The organism is Paraburkholderia sp. SECH4 (genome assembly GCF_030511745.1).
Classification (GTDB): domain Bacteria; phylum Pseudomonadota; class Gammaproteobacteria; order Burkholderiales; family Burkholderiaceae; genus Paraburkholderia; species Paraburkholderia madseniana.
The window spans coordinates 63,279-79,026 of record NZ_JALOCP010000023.1 but is presented as its reverse complement, the minus strand read 5'-3'; the positions used below and the strand labels follow the sequence as shown (position 1 = coordinate 79,026).

Genomic DNA, 15,748 nt, shown 5'->3' with positions numbered 1-15,748 from the left:
CGCCGCTGGACTGATTGCGGCGATCGTGCTGAACCAGTTCGTCTGACCCCGCCGCGAAGCCCTCGCTTCAAGCATTCGACTCTATACCGGCGCTCGCCGCCGGCTTCATCGATATTCCGATTTGCCATGTACAAGAAGGGCGTAGCTGTAGAAATCCAGTTTTCTCCCGAACGGCTCAACGACGGCGCTGGCGATCCGTACTGGATCGATTTGACGCAGGTCGAAGCGCAACGGCTGTTGGAAAGCCTGCAGGCACGCCTTGCTGAAAATAGTGCAGGTACGGTCGCGCCTTTGGTCGTGAGCCTTGATGAGATGGCGGCGTCGCGAGCGGCGGTCGATGCCCCGCATGCGGCGGAAGAAAGCGCAGCACCTGCGGACGACTTCAAACAATGGGTCTGCGTGATCTGCGGCTGGATCTACGACGAAGCCGCCGGCTTGCCGGAAGAAGGTATCGCGCCGGGCACCCGCTGGGCAGATGTCCCGGCCGACTGGCGCTGCCCACTGTGCGACGTGGGCAAGGAAGATTTTGCGTTGGTCGAGTTTTAAGCCGGATAATCCGCGCCGACCGTCGTGGCCTCCCACGCATCGAAGTCGCCGCGCATGAAGTCCAGCTTCTTGCGCGCCAGTTCGAGCGCCATCTTGCCGAGCAGCAAACGCAGCGGCGGCTTGTCTGACAGCGCGGCGTCGATGATCGCCTGGGCGGCGCGCACCGGATCGCCCGCCTGCTTGCCGCTGCGCGCCTCGGTTTGCTTGCGGCGCTCGCCAGCCGTGGCTGCATAGTCGTCGATCTCGGTCGCCGATTGCTTGATCGACGGACCTGCCCAGTTCGTGCGGAACGGGCCGGGTTCGACGATCAATACGTCGATGCCGAGCGGCTTCACTTCCGTCGCGAGCGATTCGGACAAACCTTCCACCGCGTATTTGGTGGCGTGGTAATAACCGGTCGCGGCGAAACTCGTGATGCCGCCAATCGACGACACATTCACGATCAAGCCACTGTGCTGCTCACGCATGATCGGCAGCACGGCTTTCGTTATGTCGACCAGGCCGAACACGTTGGTCTCGAACATGGTGCGGACTTCGTCGTCCTCGCCTTCTTCGATCGCGGCCAGATAGCCGTAACCCGCGTTATTGACGAGCGCGTCGATGCGGCCGAAACGTTGTTTGGCTTGTGTGATGACGTCGTCGATCTGCTTGCGGTTCGTTACGTCGAGCGGCAGAACCAGCGCGCGATCGCCGTGTGCTTCGGCGATATCTTTCACTTTCGACGGGTCTCGTGCGGTGACCACCGCGCGCCAGCCGCGCTCCAGCACCAACTTCGCTAACTCGCGGCCGAAGCCGGTGGAACAGCCTGTAATCAGCCAGACGGGATTGTCTCGATTCATCATTTGGGAAACTCCTGTTGATGGGCGAACGTGGCGCGGCTTGTTAGTCGAATAGCGCCCTTATTGCTGCTTGCGTTTTGAGTGGGTTTTTAATTGTATTCGTAACGCGCCGGCCTCGCTTTGCAGCGCTTCGACGAACGCAACGGCCAGCGGATGGCTTGGGCGATGCTCCGGATGAACCACGCTCACGCGAAACGGTAGCGACACGGCAAGCGGCCGGATATGCAGATTGCGGCCCGCGAAATCCAACGCCGTAAGCGGATTGACGATGGCCACGCCGAGACCTTGCCGCACGAAGCTGCAAACGGAGACGGCGGTGGGTGTCTCGATCATCTGGCGGCGCGCGATGCCCGCTTGCGTGAAGGCTTCGTCGATCTGAATCCGGTACGGATCGTTCGACGACAGACTGATGAAGGGTTGATTCGCGAAGTCCTTCAAATCGATCACGCGCTTTGCGAGCAATGGATGCCCATCGGGCAGCACGCAAACTTCGTCCACTTCGAGCAAAGGTGTCAAGCGTGTTCCAGCAGGCGGCGCGCCGTGTTCGGTCAGGCCGAGGTCATAACGCTGCGCGGTCAGCCATTCTTCGAGAAACGGCGATTCCTGCGTCGCGATCGAGAGGCTGACGCCGGGCTGTACATCGTGAAAACGTTTCGCCGCGCCTGGCAGGATCGAGTGCGAAAACGCGGGTAACGCGATGATGGAAAGCTGGCCGCCCTGGAATTCGCGCAGACTTGCCGCTGTGGACGCCACTCGTTCTAGGCCGATATAGGCGCGCTTGATTTCGTCGAACAGCGTCAACGCGGACATGGTTGGACGCAGCCGTCCATGCACGCGTTCGAACAAGGCAAAACCGATGCTCTGTTCCATGCGTGCAAGCTCGCGGCTTACCGTGGGCTGCGAGGTGAAGAGCATCTCGGCCGCTTTGGTGACGCTACCTGCCGTCATCAACGCGCGGAAGACTTCGATATGTCGATGAGTGAGCGCCATGATGTCTATATCAGGAATGAATGGGTTTGCGAAGAATAGGTATTTTACTGAATGACCGGTTCTCAGCATCATGTTGCTCACTAATGCTTCGATATAGAGAGCCGCGAACCGTGACCACATTCAATCCACCACAGATCGTCGAACTCGCGCATCAATACGGCACGCCCCTTTGGGTCTATGACGCCGACGTGATCCGCCAGCGTATCGCCGAATTGCGCAGCTTCGACGTGATTCGCTATGCACAGAAGGCGTGTTCGAACGTGCATATCCTGAGGCTGATGCGCGACGAAGGGGCGATGGTCGATGCGGTGTCTTCAGGCGAAATCGCGCGTAGTCTCGCGGTGGGTTTCACGCCGGATGGTGATACCGAGGGCGTGGTGTTTACGGCAGATCTTGTCGATCACGCGACGCTGGCCACCGTGATCGAGCATCGCATCACGGTCAACGCCGGTTCGCTCGATATGCTCGACTGTATTGGACGACACGCGCCTGAAGGTCACCGTGTGTGGTTGCGGATCAATCCCGGTTTCGGCCACGGACACAGCAACAAGACCAACACGGGCGGCGAGCACAGCAAGCACGGCATCTGGCTTGACGACGTGCCGCTGGCGATTGCCATGGTGCGGCGTTATGGCATGAAGCTGGTCGGGTTGCACATGCATATCGGCTCCGGCGTCGACTACACGCATCTATCGCGCGTGTGCGATGCAATGGTCGAAGCGGTGCAAGGCTTGGGCCACGATATCGAAGCTATTTCGGCCGGTGGCGGTTTATCGGTGCCTTATAGCGAAGGCGAACCGCGGATCGACATCGAGCACTATTTCCGTCTTTGGGACGCGGCGCGGCGGCAGATCGAAACGCATCTTGGGCATCGCGTGAGACTCGAAATCGAGCCGGGGCGCTTTCTGGTTGCAGAAGCGGGTGTGCTGGTTGCCGAGGTGCACGCGCTGAACCGGCGGCCGAACCGGCAGTTCGCCTTGGTGGATGCGGGATTCAATGATCTGGTGAGGCCGTCGTTCTACGGCAGCCATCATGAGATGACGGTGGTGAAAGGTAATGGCGTGCCGAGCGAAGCGCCGGCTGGCTCTTTCGCGGTGGCCGGGCCGTTGTGTGAAGCGGGTGATGTGTTCACACAAGAGGCGGGCGGTGTTGTCACGAGTCGCGCCATGCCGGCGCCGGAAGTAGGGGACTTCATCGTGTTTCATGACGCCGGGGCGTACGGTGCGTCGATGTCATCGAACTACAACAGCCGGCCGTTGGCGCCTGAGGTGTTGCTGGAAAACGGCACGCCGCGGTTGATTCGGCGCAGGCAGACCATCGAGGAGTTGATCGCGCTCGAAACGCCAAATTGATTCTGTCGAGCGTGGTCGCTGCGAACCGTCGGCCGTACGCCAGGCCACCGCAAGCGTTGTGCATTGCGAATGCACGTTCGACTCTAAATCGACCCTCGTCGGGCTTTTTTATGCCCCAGCGCTCATCGCGCCCGCACCGTGCGCGTGTATGACGCAATCATCGTCGCGAGTTCCTGCGCGGCGGGCGTCACGGGAATCGCCGCGCGCTGCAGCAGGCACACGTTCTGTTCGACCGCCCGTTCGCGCACATTGATCGACGTGAGCGTGCTCGCAAACGGTCCGCGTTTGACGACAATCGACGACTCCAGCGACAGGCAGTCCGTCGCGCCCACCAGATGCAGCGTCTCGTACAGACCTTCCACCGTCGCGATGATTTTCGGCGGCGGCAGGCCGCGGCTCTCGAACAGATGGTTCAGGCGATTGACCTGCGGATCGTCGGTGAGATTCGGCGAGGGCGTCGCCACCCATGTGCAATCGACGAGATCGGCAATCGAGGTGGCGCCTGTTTTCGGATGACCGCGACGGCAGACGACCACGGGATCGGACGGATAGAGCGGCGTCACGGACAGATCGGCCGTATCGGTGTGCTTCGACACTAGCGCGACAGCGAAATCGAGCCTGCCCTCGCGAATCCACGAAATCATCATCCGTGAGGTGCCGGTGCGCAAATGTACGGCGACCCGCTCGAAGCGCGCGCGGAATTCCATCAGCACCGGCGCGAAGGCGTCAATCAGCGGCTCCGTGGTCATGCCGAACGTGACCTCGCCCGCGTAGTCGCCACGCAGTTGCTGCACTTCCTGCTCGGCCCGCTCGCATTCGCCGAGAATCGCGCCGGCGCGCTGCAAGAGCCGCTGGCCGAGCGCGGTCAGCGCGATGCCGCGGTTCGTGCGGGTGAATAAAGTCGCGCCCAGCATCGATTCGAGATTCTGCAACTGCTGCGTGATGCCGCTCTGGGCGATGCCGAGCGCCCGCGACGCCGCGCGGATGCTGCCGTGCTCGGCAACGGCGGTGAACGCGCGTAGCTGGGAGATCGTCAGCGCCATGAGAAGTCTCTGTGATCGGTAAAAGTGATCATGATATTACTTTCGGGGCTTCTTTGAGGCGCAACGGCGGCATAGGATGGCCCTGTAGTAATCCGCCCAACCCACACCCGCCTCCCATGAAAATTCCGCTGATGATCTTGAGCGCCGCGCTGGCTTTCAGCAGTTGTGCGTTTGCCGCCGACCCCGCCATGCTGCGCCTCGGTATCGATCCGACCTATCCGCCAATGGACTCCAAGGCGCCCGACGGCAGCTTTAAAGGTTTCGACGTCGATCTCGGCAACGAAATCTGCCGGCGCATCCGTGCGCATTGCCAGTGGATCGAACTCGAGTTCTCGGGGATGATTCCCGCGCTGCAGGCGCGCAAGATCGACGCGATCCTTTCGTCGATGGCGATCACGGAGAAACGCGAGCAACAGATTCTGTTTTCGTCGAAGCTGTTCCAGTTCAAATCGCGGCTGATCGCGCGGCAAGGTTCGGCGCTCGCGGGCGGGTTGAATGCGTTGGCCGGCAAGCAGATCGGCGTGCAATCGGGGACGCAGTTCGAAGGGTATGCGCTAAAGAATTGGGCGCCGCTTGGCGTGCACGTGGTTGCGTACAAGAGTCAGGATGAGGTGTTCGCCGACTTGCAGAACGGTCGCCTCGATGGCGCGCTGCTCGGATCTGTTGAAGCCAACTACGGCTTTTTGCGCACGCCGGCGGGGAAGGGGTTTGCGTTTGTCGGCGAGCCGCTTTCGATGGGTGATCGCGGCGTGGGCATCGGCTTGCGCAAGGATGAGACTGCGGTGCAGGCGTCCATTAACGAGGCGATTGCTTCGATGCGCAAGGACGGTACGTACGCGCAGATCGCGAAGAAGTACTTCGACTTCGATCCGTACGGCAATTGATTTTCTCACTTCATATTCTTTTCCAGGCTTCTCGCTCTTATGAACAAGCAATCGATTCCGCTTCTATCGCCGGCTATCGGCACGCACCGCGAACTGGTGTCGTTTCATTTTGGTCCTGCGGATAGCGGACAGAAGATCTATATCCAGTCGTCGCTGCATGCCGATGAAACGCCTGCGATGTTGACGACGGTTTTGCTTAAGCGTCGATTGCTTGAACTGGAGAAGCAGGGTGCGTTGAACGCGGAAATTGTGCTGGTACCGGTGGCGAATCCGGTCGGGCTTGGGCAGTATGTGCTCGGGCAGTTTCTTGGGCGCTTCGATCTGGGCAGCGGCAAGAACTTCAATCGACACTTCATGCAGTTTTCGAAGCTGGTGGAGCGGGCTAAGGAGGCGTTGGGTTCGAACGCTGTGGAGAATCGACGGATTGTTCGCGAACTCATCGCGGCTGAGTTGGCTGAACAGAAGCCGTTGACTGAATTCGAGTCGCTGCAATTGGCCTTGCTGAAGCTTTCTTTCGATGCGGACGTGGTGATCGATTTGCATTGCTCTTTGGAAGCGGCGATGCACCTCTATACCAGTGAGGCGGCGTGGCCTGAGTTTGAGCCTTTGTCACGGTATCTGGGGGCGCAGGCTTCGTTGCTCGCGACTAACTCGGGCGGTGAGTCGTTTGATGAGACGCATAGCTTGTTGTGGTGGCAACTGCAGCAAGCTATGCCTGCTGATAAACCGGTACCCAATGGGGCGATTGCTGTCACTGTGGAGTGCCGTGGGCAGCGGGACGTGTCTTATGAAGTCGCGCAGGAGGACGCAGACGCGTTGATTGACTATCTGGTCTGGCGCAAGGCTATCAAGCTCGATGTGAAGCCTTTGCCCGAGTTGCTCGCGCCCGCTACGCCGCTCGCTGGCAGCGAGCAGTTCTATGCGCCTGTTAGCGGAATTCTGATTCATCGCGCGAAGATCGGCGACACGATTCGCGTCGGGCAGGCGCTGTTTGATATCGTCGATCCGTTGACGGATGAGACTACTACTCTCGTTAGTAACACCGAAGGGGTGTTTTATATGCGGCGCGCGATTCGGTTTGTGACGGCTGGGGCGCCGCTGGGGCGGGTTACGGGGAAGACAGCGTTCAGGACCGGGGTCTTGTTGGGGGCGTGAGTTATTCGCTTTGTTGACGGTCAGGCGCACTGGTGTTTTCAGACCACGCCAGCCTGCTGGGTGCGTCTGCCGTCTACAGGTTTTCTTACTTCCTTCCCACCAGATACGTCACACCATTCGGACCGTAGCGCTCTGCGTGCGGTTTGTTCGCCGGTAAGTGGAAGACGTCGCCGACTCTATATGCTTGCTCGGTGTCGCCCACGCGGATGTGCAACTCGCCTTCCAGAATCAACGCTTTTGCTTCGAATGAATGTTCATGCCCATCCATCGTGGTGTTCGCCTCGCGCGTCACAACGACGGCCTCAGGGAATCCTTCTTTCGTCAGGCTTTCAGTGAATGCTTCGCGGTCCATGGCGTCTCCATCGGTAAGTAGGTGCGGAGATTCACTGTAACGCTATCCGCCAATTCGTGCAGAGCGCGGCCGTATGTCATGCCAATGCTGTTACGCCAGCGCCGACCTTCCTGCGAGTTCTCGTGCGCGGCGCCATTGATTCACCCAGCCCTGTCCGCCGGCGCGTAGCGTTCGCTTCGGCCTCTTCTGCATCAAGCATGACGACTGAGAACTTCCCCCGCTCGATGTTTGCCTCGGTTTCGTACTGCTGTGCCGTACGCTCCAATAACTCCGCAAGCAACATCTGGTCGCGACGGTCGCAATGGTTCATCGCGATACCTTTGCGCAGCGTCCTGGCAAGCATAGCCAGCGATGAAAGCCGTTCCACATACGTGCGGGTTGCTTCCAATACTTCGCCGGCAAGTCGCTTATATTCAGCGGGTTTCACCGACAGACGAGGGTTCATAAATGGAGCTTCAGCGGGTTTGCTCATGGCGCGATTTCCGGTTGATTCTCGAAATCGCCCGACACTCGCTGCAAACGGGTGGGCGGGCACGTAGCGAGGTTGAGAGACCGGTGCCACACCAAACCGGCGAGCCTCGCGGCTCCCTCGCCACGGCCCACCCATAAATAGACGAACTGAGGCAAACGCGCGAGCTGCGTAGCAGGTCGAACGGGTTGTGGCATGCGGGCTCTCACACCCGGTCATCATTGTTTTGACGACCGCCAGATTATAAGCGCGCCCTTCTCTTAGAATTCACTTTGTTAAGCTAACTATATAACTTTGGCCAATCGGCCTAAGACGGCCGCAACATTTCCTCAGCGCAACGACATCAAACCTCTGAACTTCGATCAAGCGACCCAACAAAGCAGCCGCTCAACCGAAGCCCATCCACCTTCCCCCGCCCTTAATTCACCACCAACACCGGCGCCACAGCCGCCGGATCACTAATACTCGGCCGCCCATTCTCAACGTGCCCAGCCACGCGACGCGAGAAGCTGGCGTCATCGTTACTCGTCACCGTCAAGTCATACCAGTGATGGCTCGACGCCTGCACCCAAGCCTCTTCGATATGCGCCTCCGCCGGCACCACCACCGGACGCGTCCGCGCCCCATACGCGTTGTCGGTCACCGTCAAGCGCGCAACACCGCCTCCCTTGTTGCTGAACTTCAGAAACACGTTGCCGTTCGCAACATCGTATTGCACCTTGATTTCCGGCTGTGCGGGCTTGCCGTTGCCATGGCCGCCCGAGGCTGCCTGCGCCGTTTGCGCCGTCGCCGGTTGCGTATTCCCCGCAAACTTACGCACGAAACCATTCGGCCCAAACACCTCGAATGCATACACGCCGTTCGTCGTCGTCAGGTCAAAGCTTTCATTGAGCGACTTGCCGGCCTCGACGGTATAACGCCACGGACCATCCGTGCGATTCGTCGAGTACACGTAGAAATGCGCGCCTTGATCGCCGCTATTGGCAAGCACGATCTCGAACGTGTTCTTCTTCACATCCGCGTGCCCATTCACATGCAGCTCATACGGCAGCGCGCGGGCGAAGCGAATGCCGCTTTCCTGCGGGTCAATCGCGCCAAGCGTCGTGGGGACGGTTGGCTTCGGCTGCGTCGCGCACTGGTTGTCGGCGATGCTCTTGTAGTTGCTCGTGTCCGGCAGCGGCGGCACCTTCGAGTCCGGCGTGCGGAAGTCGAACGCCGTGGTCAGGTCACCGCATACAGCGCGGCGCCATTGCGTGATATTCGGCTCATACACACCAAAGCGCGTCTCGATGAAGCGAATCACCGACGTGTGATCGAACACCTGCGAGCACACAAAACCACCCTTGCTCCACGGCGATACGATCGTCATCGGCACGCGCGGGCCGAGGCCGTACGGCAGACCGTCCGCGGTGTAGCTGCCGCCACGCGCCGGATTCACCACGTTGTGAATTTCACCGTCGGTGCTGACCGTCGACTGGCCTTGCGCCGGCGTCGTCGCCGGTTGCGGCGGCACGAGGTGGTCGAAGAAGCCGTCGTTCTCGTCGTACATGATGAATAGCACGGTCTTGCTCCACACTTCGGGATTCGACGTCAACGCATCGAGAATCTGCGACGTGTATTCCGCGCCGTATGCGGGCGTATAGCTCGGGTGCTCGGAGTACGCAGCCGGCGGGCACAGCCACGACACTTGCGGCAACTTGTTGGCCAGCACGTCGGCCTTCAGGTCGTCGATGGTGCGCACGGTTTGCGCACGCTCATACAACGGCGACCCCGGCTGCGCGTTGATGAAGTTCGCGAAGTTCTGCAGGACGTTGGTGCCGTAGTTGCCATTCAACGGATCGGCGCCGGTCAAACCCTGCTGATACACCTGCCACGAAATCCCCGCGGCTTGCAGGCGTTCCGGGTACGTGGTCCACGAGAGCAATTGATAATTCGGCGGACCGTCGCCGTCGACGAAATCGTTGTTGTCGAGCAGCGGACCGCCCAGCGTGCCGGTCGGATCGACCATACCGGTCATCAGATACGAACGGTTCGGGTGTGTCGGTCCCGGCAGCGAGCAGAAGTAGGCGTCGCAGATCGTGAATGCATCGGCCAGCGCGTAATGGAACGGAATGTCGCTGCGCAGGTGATAGCCCATCGTCATGTCGGTCTTGTTCGCGGGCCACTGGTCGTAGCGGCCGCCGTCGATGGCGGCATGCGTCTTGTACCAGGTGTGGTCAAGATCGCCGACGCATTGCGCGCTGGTCGTCGCCGTGTTCAGATGGAACGGCAGCACCGGCTGGGTCGGGTCTTCCTTCGACGGTTGATACCACACCGGCTTGCCGCCCGGCAGCGGAATCGGGAAGCGGTCGTTGTAACCACGTACGCCGCGCAGGTGGCCGAAGTAGTGGTCGAACGAACGGTTCTCCTGCATGAACACGACGATGTGCTCGACATCGCGGATGGTGCCGGTGCGCGAAAACGCGGGCACGGCAAGCGCATTGCGAATGGACTCGGGCAGCGCGGTCAGCGCGGCGGCGGCGCCGGCGGATGAAGCCACGGTCTGCAGGAAACGGCGACGGCTATTTGATGTCATCGAATATCACCTTCTGCGGGTGGGGAAAGAATAGCGCGCCTCGCGCGCGCCGGAGGAGTCAGGTCAGTTGCTGTTGGCGTTGTCGCCCGGTGCGTAATGCATCACGGGCGTGACTTGCTGGCTGTCGGCAGCGAGGCTGGCTTGCATGTTTTGTGTGATCGGGTCGGACGCGGCGGCAGGGCCGGCTGCGAGTGGCGCTGATGCGTTGAGCATCCCCGCCACGGGAACTGTCGTGGCGTTTTGCGCGACAGCATTATTAGCGGCGGTTGGCGATGAAGACGTCGAGGCCGAGCCGGAGTCATCGGCGCCGCAACCGCTCAACGCGAAAGTTGCGAGCGCAACGAAAACGGCGCTGGCCAGGCGGGTGTCTGTTCTCATGTCTGCATCCAATGTGTGGCGGCGGATGCAGTCTCCATTCCTTTCGAGAAATAATTGTGAAACGTTTGCGAGTGGATAGACTTACGTCGCAATGTCGGCTAGTAGAAAGGAAATGGAAAGCAGTAAGCAGGAGAATATTCACGTTGGCGCCATACGGCTGAAGCCTTGGCACACCGAACGATTTGCGGCTTTGCATACCTTGGTAGGTCCATGACACGCATCACAAGACCTTTCGACATGACGCGTCTCGAAGACGAATGGCTCGAAGCAGACGGCTTCGGCGGCTTCGCTTCGGGAACCGTCGGCACACTGCGCACGCGCCGCTATCACGCGTTGCTGCTCACGGCTACGCGCGCGCCTGGCGGGCGCGTGGTACTCGTGAACGGGGTGGAAGCGTGGCTCGAAGCGGACGGCCAGCGTTATCCGTTGAGCATGCAGCGGTATGTGCCGGACGTGATCTATCCCGACCTGACAGCGAGTCTTCTCGCGTTCGACACCGACCCGTGGCCGACATGGCGTTTGCAACTCGATCCGCAGAAAACGCTGATAGCGGAAGTGTTCGTGAGCAAGGCGACGCGCGAAACGGTTTTGCGTTGGCGGCTGGAAGGTTCTGAGGCGGCTTCTGGCGCGGGTGCGTTCACCCTGAAAGTCCGGCCCTTGCTCTCCGGGCGCGATTACCATGCACTGCACCACGAAAACTCCGCGTTCAATTTCAACGCGCAGACGAGCAGTGATCAGGCGTGCGTGAGTTGGCAACCTTATGGCGACCTGCCGGTCGTTAATGCGGCGACCAATGGCGTCTACACGCACGCGCCTGATTGGTATCGACACTTCTGCTACGTTCGCGAGCGCGAGCGTGGTCTCGATTTCAGCGAAGACTTGGCAACGCCCGGCGTGTTCAGCTTCAGTCTTGCCGATGGCGAAGCGGTGATGATCCTCAGCGCTTCGATCGCATGCTCAGCATCCGTGTCGGCGCCGCCCTCAGTATCCGCGTCGGAGCCGGCAGGTACGAAGGCAGTCGCCACCTATGCAGCGGAGTCGGCCGGCACCTGCAACCGTGTAACGAAGCCGGCAGGCGTGAACCCAGCCCCCCACGCAACCGAACTCGCGCACATCGAACAGCAGCGCCGCAGCGCACTCGGCTCACGTCTGCAACGTTCCGCCGACGCCTACCTTGTAGCCCGCAACGAAGGCCGCACGATCCTCGCCGGCTTTCCATGGTTCACCGATTGGGGCCGCGACACGTTCATCGCCATGCGCGGCTTGCTGATCGCAACGGGGCGCCTCGACGAAGCCGAAGCGATCCTGCTCGAATGGTCGGGCACCTTGTCCGAAGGCATGCTGCCGAATCGCTTTCCCGACTACGGTGACACCCCTGAATACAACTCCGTCGATGCATCGTTATGGTTCGTCATCGCCGTCCACGACTATCTGGCGACGACCCACGCAAAAGCCGACACCCGAACGCGCCTGCAGCAGGCGGTCGAAACCATCCTCGCGGGCTACACGAACGGCACGCGCTTCAACATCAAAGCCTCCACCGACGACGGCCTCCTGAGCGCCGGCGTCCCCGGTGTACAACTCACGTGGATGGACGCAAAGGTCGGCGATTGGGTGGTCACGCCGCGCATCGGCAAACCCGTGGAAGTACAGGCGCTCTGGATCAACGCATTGCGCATTGCAGCAACGTGGAATCCGCAGTGGCAGCCACCTGCGGAGCGAGCGTTGCAAGCGTTTCATGAACGTTTTACCGATCCGGCGACGCAAGCGCTCGTCGATAACGTCGACGTGGATTTCGTGAAAGGTGCGGTTGACCGCTCAATCCGCCCAAATCAGATCTTCGCCGTAGGCGGCCTGCCGTTTCCGTTACTCGAAGACGCGGCGGCGCGCGCGGTGGTCGATCAGGTCGAAGCGCACTTGCTCACGCCGCTTGGCCTCAGAACGCTCGCCCCGTCCGATCCTGCCTACCGCGGGCACTACGGCGGCACGCCGCTGGAGCGCGATGGTGCCTATCATCAAGGGACGGTCTGGCCATGGCTGCTAGGCCCATTCGTCGAAGCGTGGCTGCGGGTTCACGGCGCCGAGCCGGATGCCCGTACACAAGCCAAAGCGCGCTTTCTCGACCCGCTGTACGCGCATCTCGATCACGCCGGCTTCGACCATCTCTCCGAAATCGCCGACGGCGACGCGCCGCACACGCCCGCCGGCACGCCGTTTCAGGCGTGGTCGCTGGGGGAGTTGCTGCGCATCGAAAACCTGCTTGCCCGATTGGAGTCCATCGCCCCTTAAACCGCGCTACGATGTGAGTCCCACCGCCAGGCCCGACGCAAGGACGTAGTCATGCCACCGCTGCGCGCTGCCAATCTGCTCGATACGATCGAAGGTTCCCGCCTGCACTCCGCCGACTGTGCCCATTGGCAACGCTGGGGGCCGTATCTCAGCGAGCGTCAGTGGGGCACGGTGCGCGAGGATTACAGCGCGGATGGCACCGCCTGGGACTCTTTCCCCCACGACCACGCACGCAGCCGCGCTTACCGTTGGGGCGAAGACGGCATCGCCGGTTTCGGCGACGACAAACTGAGCTGGTGCGTGTCGCTCGCGCTTTGGAACCGGAAAGACCCGATCCTGAAGGAACGTCTGTTCGGCCTCACCAACGCGCAGGGCAATCACGGCGAGGACGTGAAAGAGCTGTACTTCTACGTCGACGGCACGCCGACGCATTCGTACATGCGGATGCTCTACAAGTACCCGCACGCCGCCTTTCCGTACGACGACCTCGTGCAGGAAAACGCGCGGCGTGGCGGCGACATGCCGGAATACGAAATTCTCGACACCGGCGTGTTCGACGATTGCTGTTACTTCGACGTGCAGGTTGAGTACGCGAAGCATGCGCCCGACGACATCCTGATGCGTGTGACGATCGAGAATCGCGCGGACGAGGCGGCTTCGCTCGACGTGCTGCCGCAGATCTGGGCGCGCAATTCGTGGTCGTGGAAGGAAAACAAGGACAAGCCGTCGCTTGTCGCGGGCAAGGACCACAACGGTGAAGTCCATGTGGTCGGCAAGCAGCATGGCCATGAGCCGATCGTCGTGACAGCGTGGTCGAAAGACGCGCCGCAGATGGCGTGGCTGTTCTGCGAGAACGACACCAACGTCAAGCGTCTGTTCAACATGGAGGGTGCCGGGCCGTTCAAGGACGGCTTCAACGACTACCTCGTCCACGGCGACGAACAGGCGGTCCGCCGCGACGCCGGCACCAAGGCGGGCGCGCATGCGTCGATTGAACTCGGCCCGCATGGCCGCGCCGTGGTGCACCTGCGCTGGCGTCCGCAATCGGCGCCGGACGACACGCAACTCGATGCGGATGCGGTGTTCGCTCATCGCATCGCCGAGGCCGATGAATTCTATGGCGCGCTGCAACACGAAATCGACGATCCCGACGCGCGCCTCGTACAGCGTCAGGCGCTCGCCGGCATGCTGTGGTCCAAGCAGTACTACCAGTACGACGTGCAACGCTGGCTCGAAGGCGATCCGCTGCAACCCACGCCACCTGGGTCCCGCAAACGCGGCCGCAATGCGGACTGGCGGCATCTGTGCAACGCGGACATCGTGTCGATGCCCGACAAGTGGGAATACCCGTGGTACGCGTCATGGGACCTGGCGTTTCATGCGGCCGCGTTCGCGCTGATCGATCCCGCGTTTGCCAAGCGTCAATTGCTGCTGCTGGTGAAGGACCGCTATCAGCATCCGAATGGCCAGATACCCGCCTACGAATGGGCGCTCGGCGACGCAAATCCGCCCGTGCATGCCTGGGCCGCGTGGCGCGTCTATGAGATCGACCGCGCGCTGACCGGCAAGGCGGATCGGGATTTTCTGGAGCTCGTATTTCACAAGCTTCTACTGAATTTCACGTGGTGGGTGAACCGCAAGGATGCAGACGGCCGCAATGTTTTTCAGGGCGGCTTTCTCGGACTGGACAACGTAGGCATTTTCGACCGATCGTCGCCGCTGCCAACTGGCGGTCACATTGATCAGGCCGACGGCACCGCGTGGATGGCCGCGTACGCGCTCGACCTGATGCGGATCGCGCTCGAACTCGCGTACGCGAACCACGTGTTCGTCGATATCGGCGTGAAGTTTTTCGAGCACTTCCTGTATATCGCCGAGGCCGTGAGTTGCGACGACGGTTGCGATACCGGTCTATGGGACAGCGAAGACGAATTCTTCTACGACAAATTGCGCCTGCCCGACGGCAGCAATATTCCGATGCGCCTGCGCTCGATCGTCGGCCTGATTCCGCTTTTCGCGGTGCACGTGCTTGAAGAACGTTTGCATGGTCACTTGCCGGGTCTGCGCGAGCGGCTCGTCTGGTTCCTCGAACATCGCCCCGATCTGGCGAAGCTGGTTTCGCGCTGGAACGAGCCTGGCAAGGGCAATGCGTTACTGCTCTCGCTTCTGCGCGGGCATCGGATGAAAGCGTTGCTGCGCCGGGCGCTCGACGAAAGCGAATTCCTCTCCGATCACGGCGTGCGGGCGCTGTCGCGATTCCATCGCGACCATCCGTTCGAGTTCAACCACAACGGCACCAGCGTCACCGTCAAGTATCTGCCGGCCGAATCCGACACACGGGTGTTCGGCGGCAATTCGAACTGGCGCGGACCGGTATGGATGCCGGTGAACTATCTGTTGATTGAATCGCTGTACGAATTTCATCGTTACTACGGCGATAGCTTCCGCGTCGAATATCCGACAGGCTCAGGGCAGAAGTTTTCGCTCAGCGAAATTGGTGACGAATTGGCGCGCCGGGCGACCACATTGTTCCTGAAGGACAAAAATGGCGAACGTCCGGTGATGGGCGCGTATCCACTTTTGCAGGCCGACCCGCGTTCGCGCGATCTCGTGTTGTTCCATGAGTATTTCCATGGCGACAACGGGCGTGGTGTGGGTGCTTCGCATCAAACCGGCTGGAGCGGCTTGGTGGCGCTGCTGCTGCAACCGAGGGCGATGGGCGCATCCGGCAATGTGCCGCTGGCTGGCGAGCCGGACCGGGCACCGATGCCGACGTCGACTTCGGCGCCTGCTCCGGCATACACACCCGAGTCCGCGCCCGAACCTGCGCCTGCGCTGGTAACGGCGGTGACCAAGTAGCGAGGTCTTTCATGTGC

The 15,748-nt window shown here is 61.0% G+C and carries 13 protein-coding genes; 6 read left to right on the top strand and 7 right to left on the bottom strand.

What is annotated here, in order from left to right:
• The first annotated feature begins 126 nt into the window (after positions 1 to 126).
• Positions 127 to 546 (top strand): rubredoxin, encoded by a 420-nt coding sequence (locus M0D67_RS26845; protein WP_171927740.1) that lies wholly within the window; start codon positions 127 to 129, stop codon positions 544 to 546.
• On the opposite strand, the gene M0D67_RS26840 is transcribed toward M0D67_RS26845, so the two are convergent.
• Complete coding sequence (locus M0D67_RS26840) at positions 543 to 1,388, bottom strand: oxidoreductase (RefSeq protein ID WP_266240393.1); 846 nt, start codon at positions 1,386 to 1,388, stop codon at positions 543 to 545. The genes M0D67_RS26845 and M0D67_RS26840 overlap by 4 nt on opposite strands.
• Positions 1,389 to 1,445: 57 nt before the next feature.
• Positions 1,446 to 2,375, bottom strand: a complete 930-nt coding sequence (locus tag M0D67_RS26835) for a LysR family transcriptional regulator (protein WP_266240392.1) — start codon at positions 2,373 to 2,375, stop codon at positions 1,446 to 1,448.
• A 110-nt stretch (positions 2,376 to 2,485) separates the two neighbouring features.
• Here M0D67_RS26835 and lysA point away from each other — a divergent pair, with 110 nt between their 5' ends.
• Positions 2,486 to 3,727 carry a diaminopimelate decarboxylase gene (gene lysA, locus M0D67_RS26830; protein ID WP_266240391.1) on the top strand — a complete coding sequence of 414 codons (1,242 nt, stop codon included), beginning with the start codon at positions 2,486 to 2,488 and terminating at the stop codon, positions 3,725 to 3,727.
• A gap of 122 nt (positions 3,728 to 3,849) precedes the next feature.
• Here the strand turns inward: lysA and M0D67_RS26825 are convergent, their stop codons facing one another.
• Positions 3,850 to 4,770 carry a LysR substrate-binding domain-containing protein gene (locus M0D67_RS26825; protein WP_171927744.1) on the bottom strand — a complete coding sequence of 307 codons (921 nt, stop codon included), beginning with the start codon at positions 4,768 to 4,770 and terminating at the stop codon, positions 3,850 to 3,852.
• Between the two features lie 116 nt (positions 4,771 to 4,886).
• Between M0D67_RS26825 and M0D67_RS26820 the strand changes: the two genes are divergently transcribed.
• Together M0D67_RS26820 and M0D67_RS26815 are read left to right on the top strand one after the other, a co-directional pair.
• Complete coding sequence (locus M0D67_RS26820) at positions 4,887 to 5,654, top strand: transporter substrate-binding domain-containing protein (RefSeq protein ID WP_266240390.1); 768 nt, start codon at positions 4,887 to 4,889, stop codon at positions 5,652 to 5,654.
• Between the two features lie 39 nt (positions 5,655 to 5,693).
• Positions 5,694 to 6,809 (top strand): succinylglutamate desuccinylase/aspartoacylase family protein, encoded by a 1,116-nt coding sequence (locus M0D67_RS26815; RefSeq protein WP_171927746.1) that lies wholly within the window; start codon positions 5,694 to 5,696, stop codon positions 6,807 to 6,809.
• 85 nt (positions 6,810 to 6,894) lie between these two features.
• On the opposite strand, the gene M0D67_RS26810 is transcribed toward M0D67_RS26815, so the two are convergent.
• The 4 genes from M0D67_RS26810 to M0D67_RS26795 form a co-directional block, all read right to left on the bottom strand.
• A complete protein-coding gene (locus M0D67_RS26810; RefSeq protein ID WP_171927747.1) occupies positions 6,895 to 7,161 on the bottom strand; it encodes a cupin domain-containing protein in 267 nt (88 codons plus the stop codon).
• Positions 7,162 to 7,237: 76 nt separating this feature from the next.
• Positions 7,238 to 7,633, bottom strand: a complete 396-nt coding sequence (locus M0D67_RS26805) for a hypothetical protein (RefSeq protein WP_171927748.1) — start codon at positions 7,631 to 7,633, stop codon at positions 7,238 to 7,240.
• A 415-nt stretch (positions 7,634 to 8,048) separates the two neighbouring features.
• Positions 8,049 to 10,205 carry a phosphocholine-specific phospholipase C gene (locus M0D67_RS26800; RefSeq protein ID WP_266240389.1) on the bottom strand — a complete coding sequence of 719 codons (2,157 nt, stop codon included), beginning with the start codon at positions 10,203 to 10,205 and terminating at the stop codon, positions 8,049 to 8,051.
• Positions 10,206 to 10,268: 63 nt separating this feature from the next.
• Positions 10,269 to 10,583, bottom strand: coding sequence for a hypothetical protein (locus tag M0D67_RS26795; RefSeq protein WP_154565217.1), 315 nt, complete (start codon positions 10,581 to 10,583; stop codon positions 10,269 to 10,271).
• 210 nt (positions 10,584 to 10,793) lie between these two features.
• Between M0D67_RS26795 and M0D67_RS26790 the strand changes: the two genes are divergently transcribed.
• Both M0D67_RS26790 and M0D67_RS26785 read left to right on the top strand, forming a co-directional pair.
• Positions 10,794 to 12,872 (top strand): amylo-alpha-1,6-glucosidase, encoded by a 2,079-nt coding sequence (locus tag M0D67_RS26790; protein WP_266240388.1) that lies wholly within the window; start codon positions 10,794 to 10,796, stop codon positions 12,870 to 12,872.
• A gap of 51 nt (positions 12,873 to 12,923) precedes the next feature.
• A complete protein-coding gene (locus tag M0D67_RS26785; RefSeq protein WP_266240387.1) occupies positions 12,924 to 15,731 on the top strand; it encodes a glucosidase in 2,808 nt (935 codons plus the stop codon).
• The last annotated feature ends 17 nt before the right edge of the window (positions 15,732 to 15,748 follow it).

Coding starts and splice junctions, on each gene's coding strand:
- M0D67_RS26845 (WP_171927740.1), top strand. CDS start 127: ATGTACAAGAAGGGCGTAGCTGTAGAAATCCAGTTTTCTCCCGAACGG.
- M0D67_RS26840 (WP_266240393.1), bottom strand. CDS start 1,388: ATGATGAATCGAGACAATCCCGTCTGGCTGATTACAGGCTGTTCCACC.
- M0D67_RS26835 (WP_266240392.1), bottom strand. CDS start 2,375: ATGGCGCTCACTCATCGACATATCGAAGTCTTCCGCGCGTTGATGACG.
- M0D67_RS26825 (WP_171927744.1), bottom strand. CDS start 4,770: ATGGCGCTGACGATCTCCCAGCTACGCGCGTTCACCGCCGTTGCCGAG.
- M0D67_RS26820 (WP_266240390.1), top strand. CDS start 4,887: ATGAAAATTCCGCTGATGATCTTGAGCGCCGCGCTGGCTTTCAGCAGT.
- M0D67_RS26815 (WP_171927746.1), top strand. CDS start 5,694: ATGAACAAGCAATCGATTCCGCTTCTATCGCCGGCTATCGGCACGCAC.
- M0D67_RS26810 (WP_171927747.1), bottom strand. CDS start 7,161: ATGGACCGCGAAGCATTCACTGAAAGCCTGACGAAAGAAGGATTCCCT.
- M0D67_RS26805 (WP_171927748.1), bottom strand. CDS start 7,633: ATGAGCAAACCCGCTGAAGCTCCATTTATGAACCCTCGTCTGTCGGTG.
- M0D67_RS26800 (WP_266240389.1), bottom strand. CDS start 10,205: ATGACATCAAATAGCCGTCGCCGTTTCCTGCAGACCGTGGCTTCATCC.
- M0D67_RS26795 (WP_154565217.1), bottom strand. CDS start 10,583: ATGAGAACAGACACCCGCCTGGCCAGCGCCGTTTTCGTTGCGCTCGCA.
- M0D67_RS26790 (WP_266240388.1), top strand. CDS start 10,794: ATGACACGCATCACAAGACCTTTCGACATGACGCGTCTCGAAGACGAA.
- M0D67_RS26785 (WP_266240387.1), top strand. CDS start 12,924: ATGCCACCGCTGCGCGCTGCCAATCTGCTCGATACGATCGAAGGTTCC.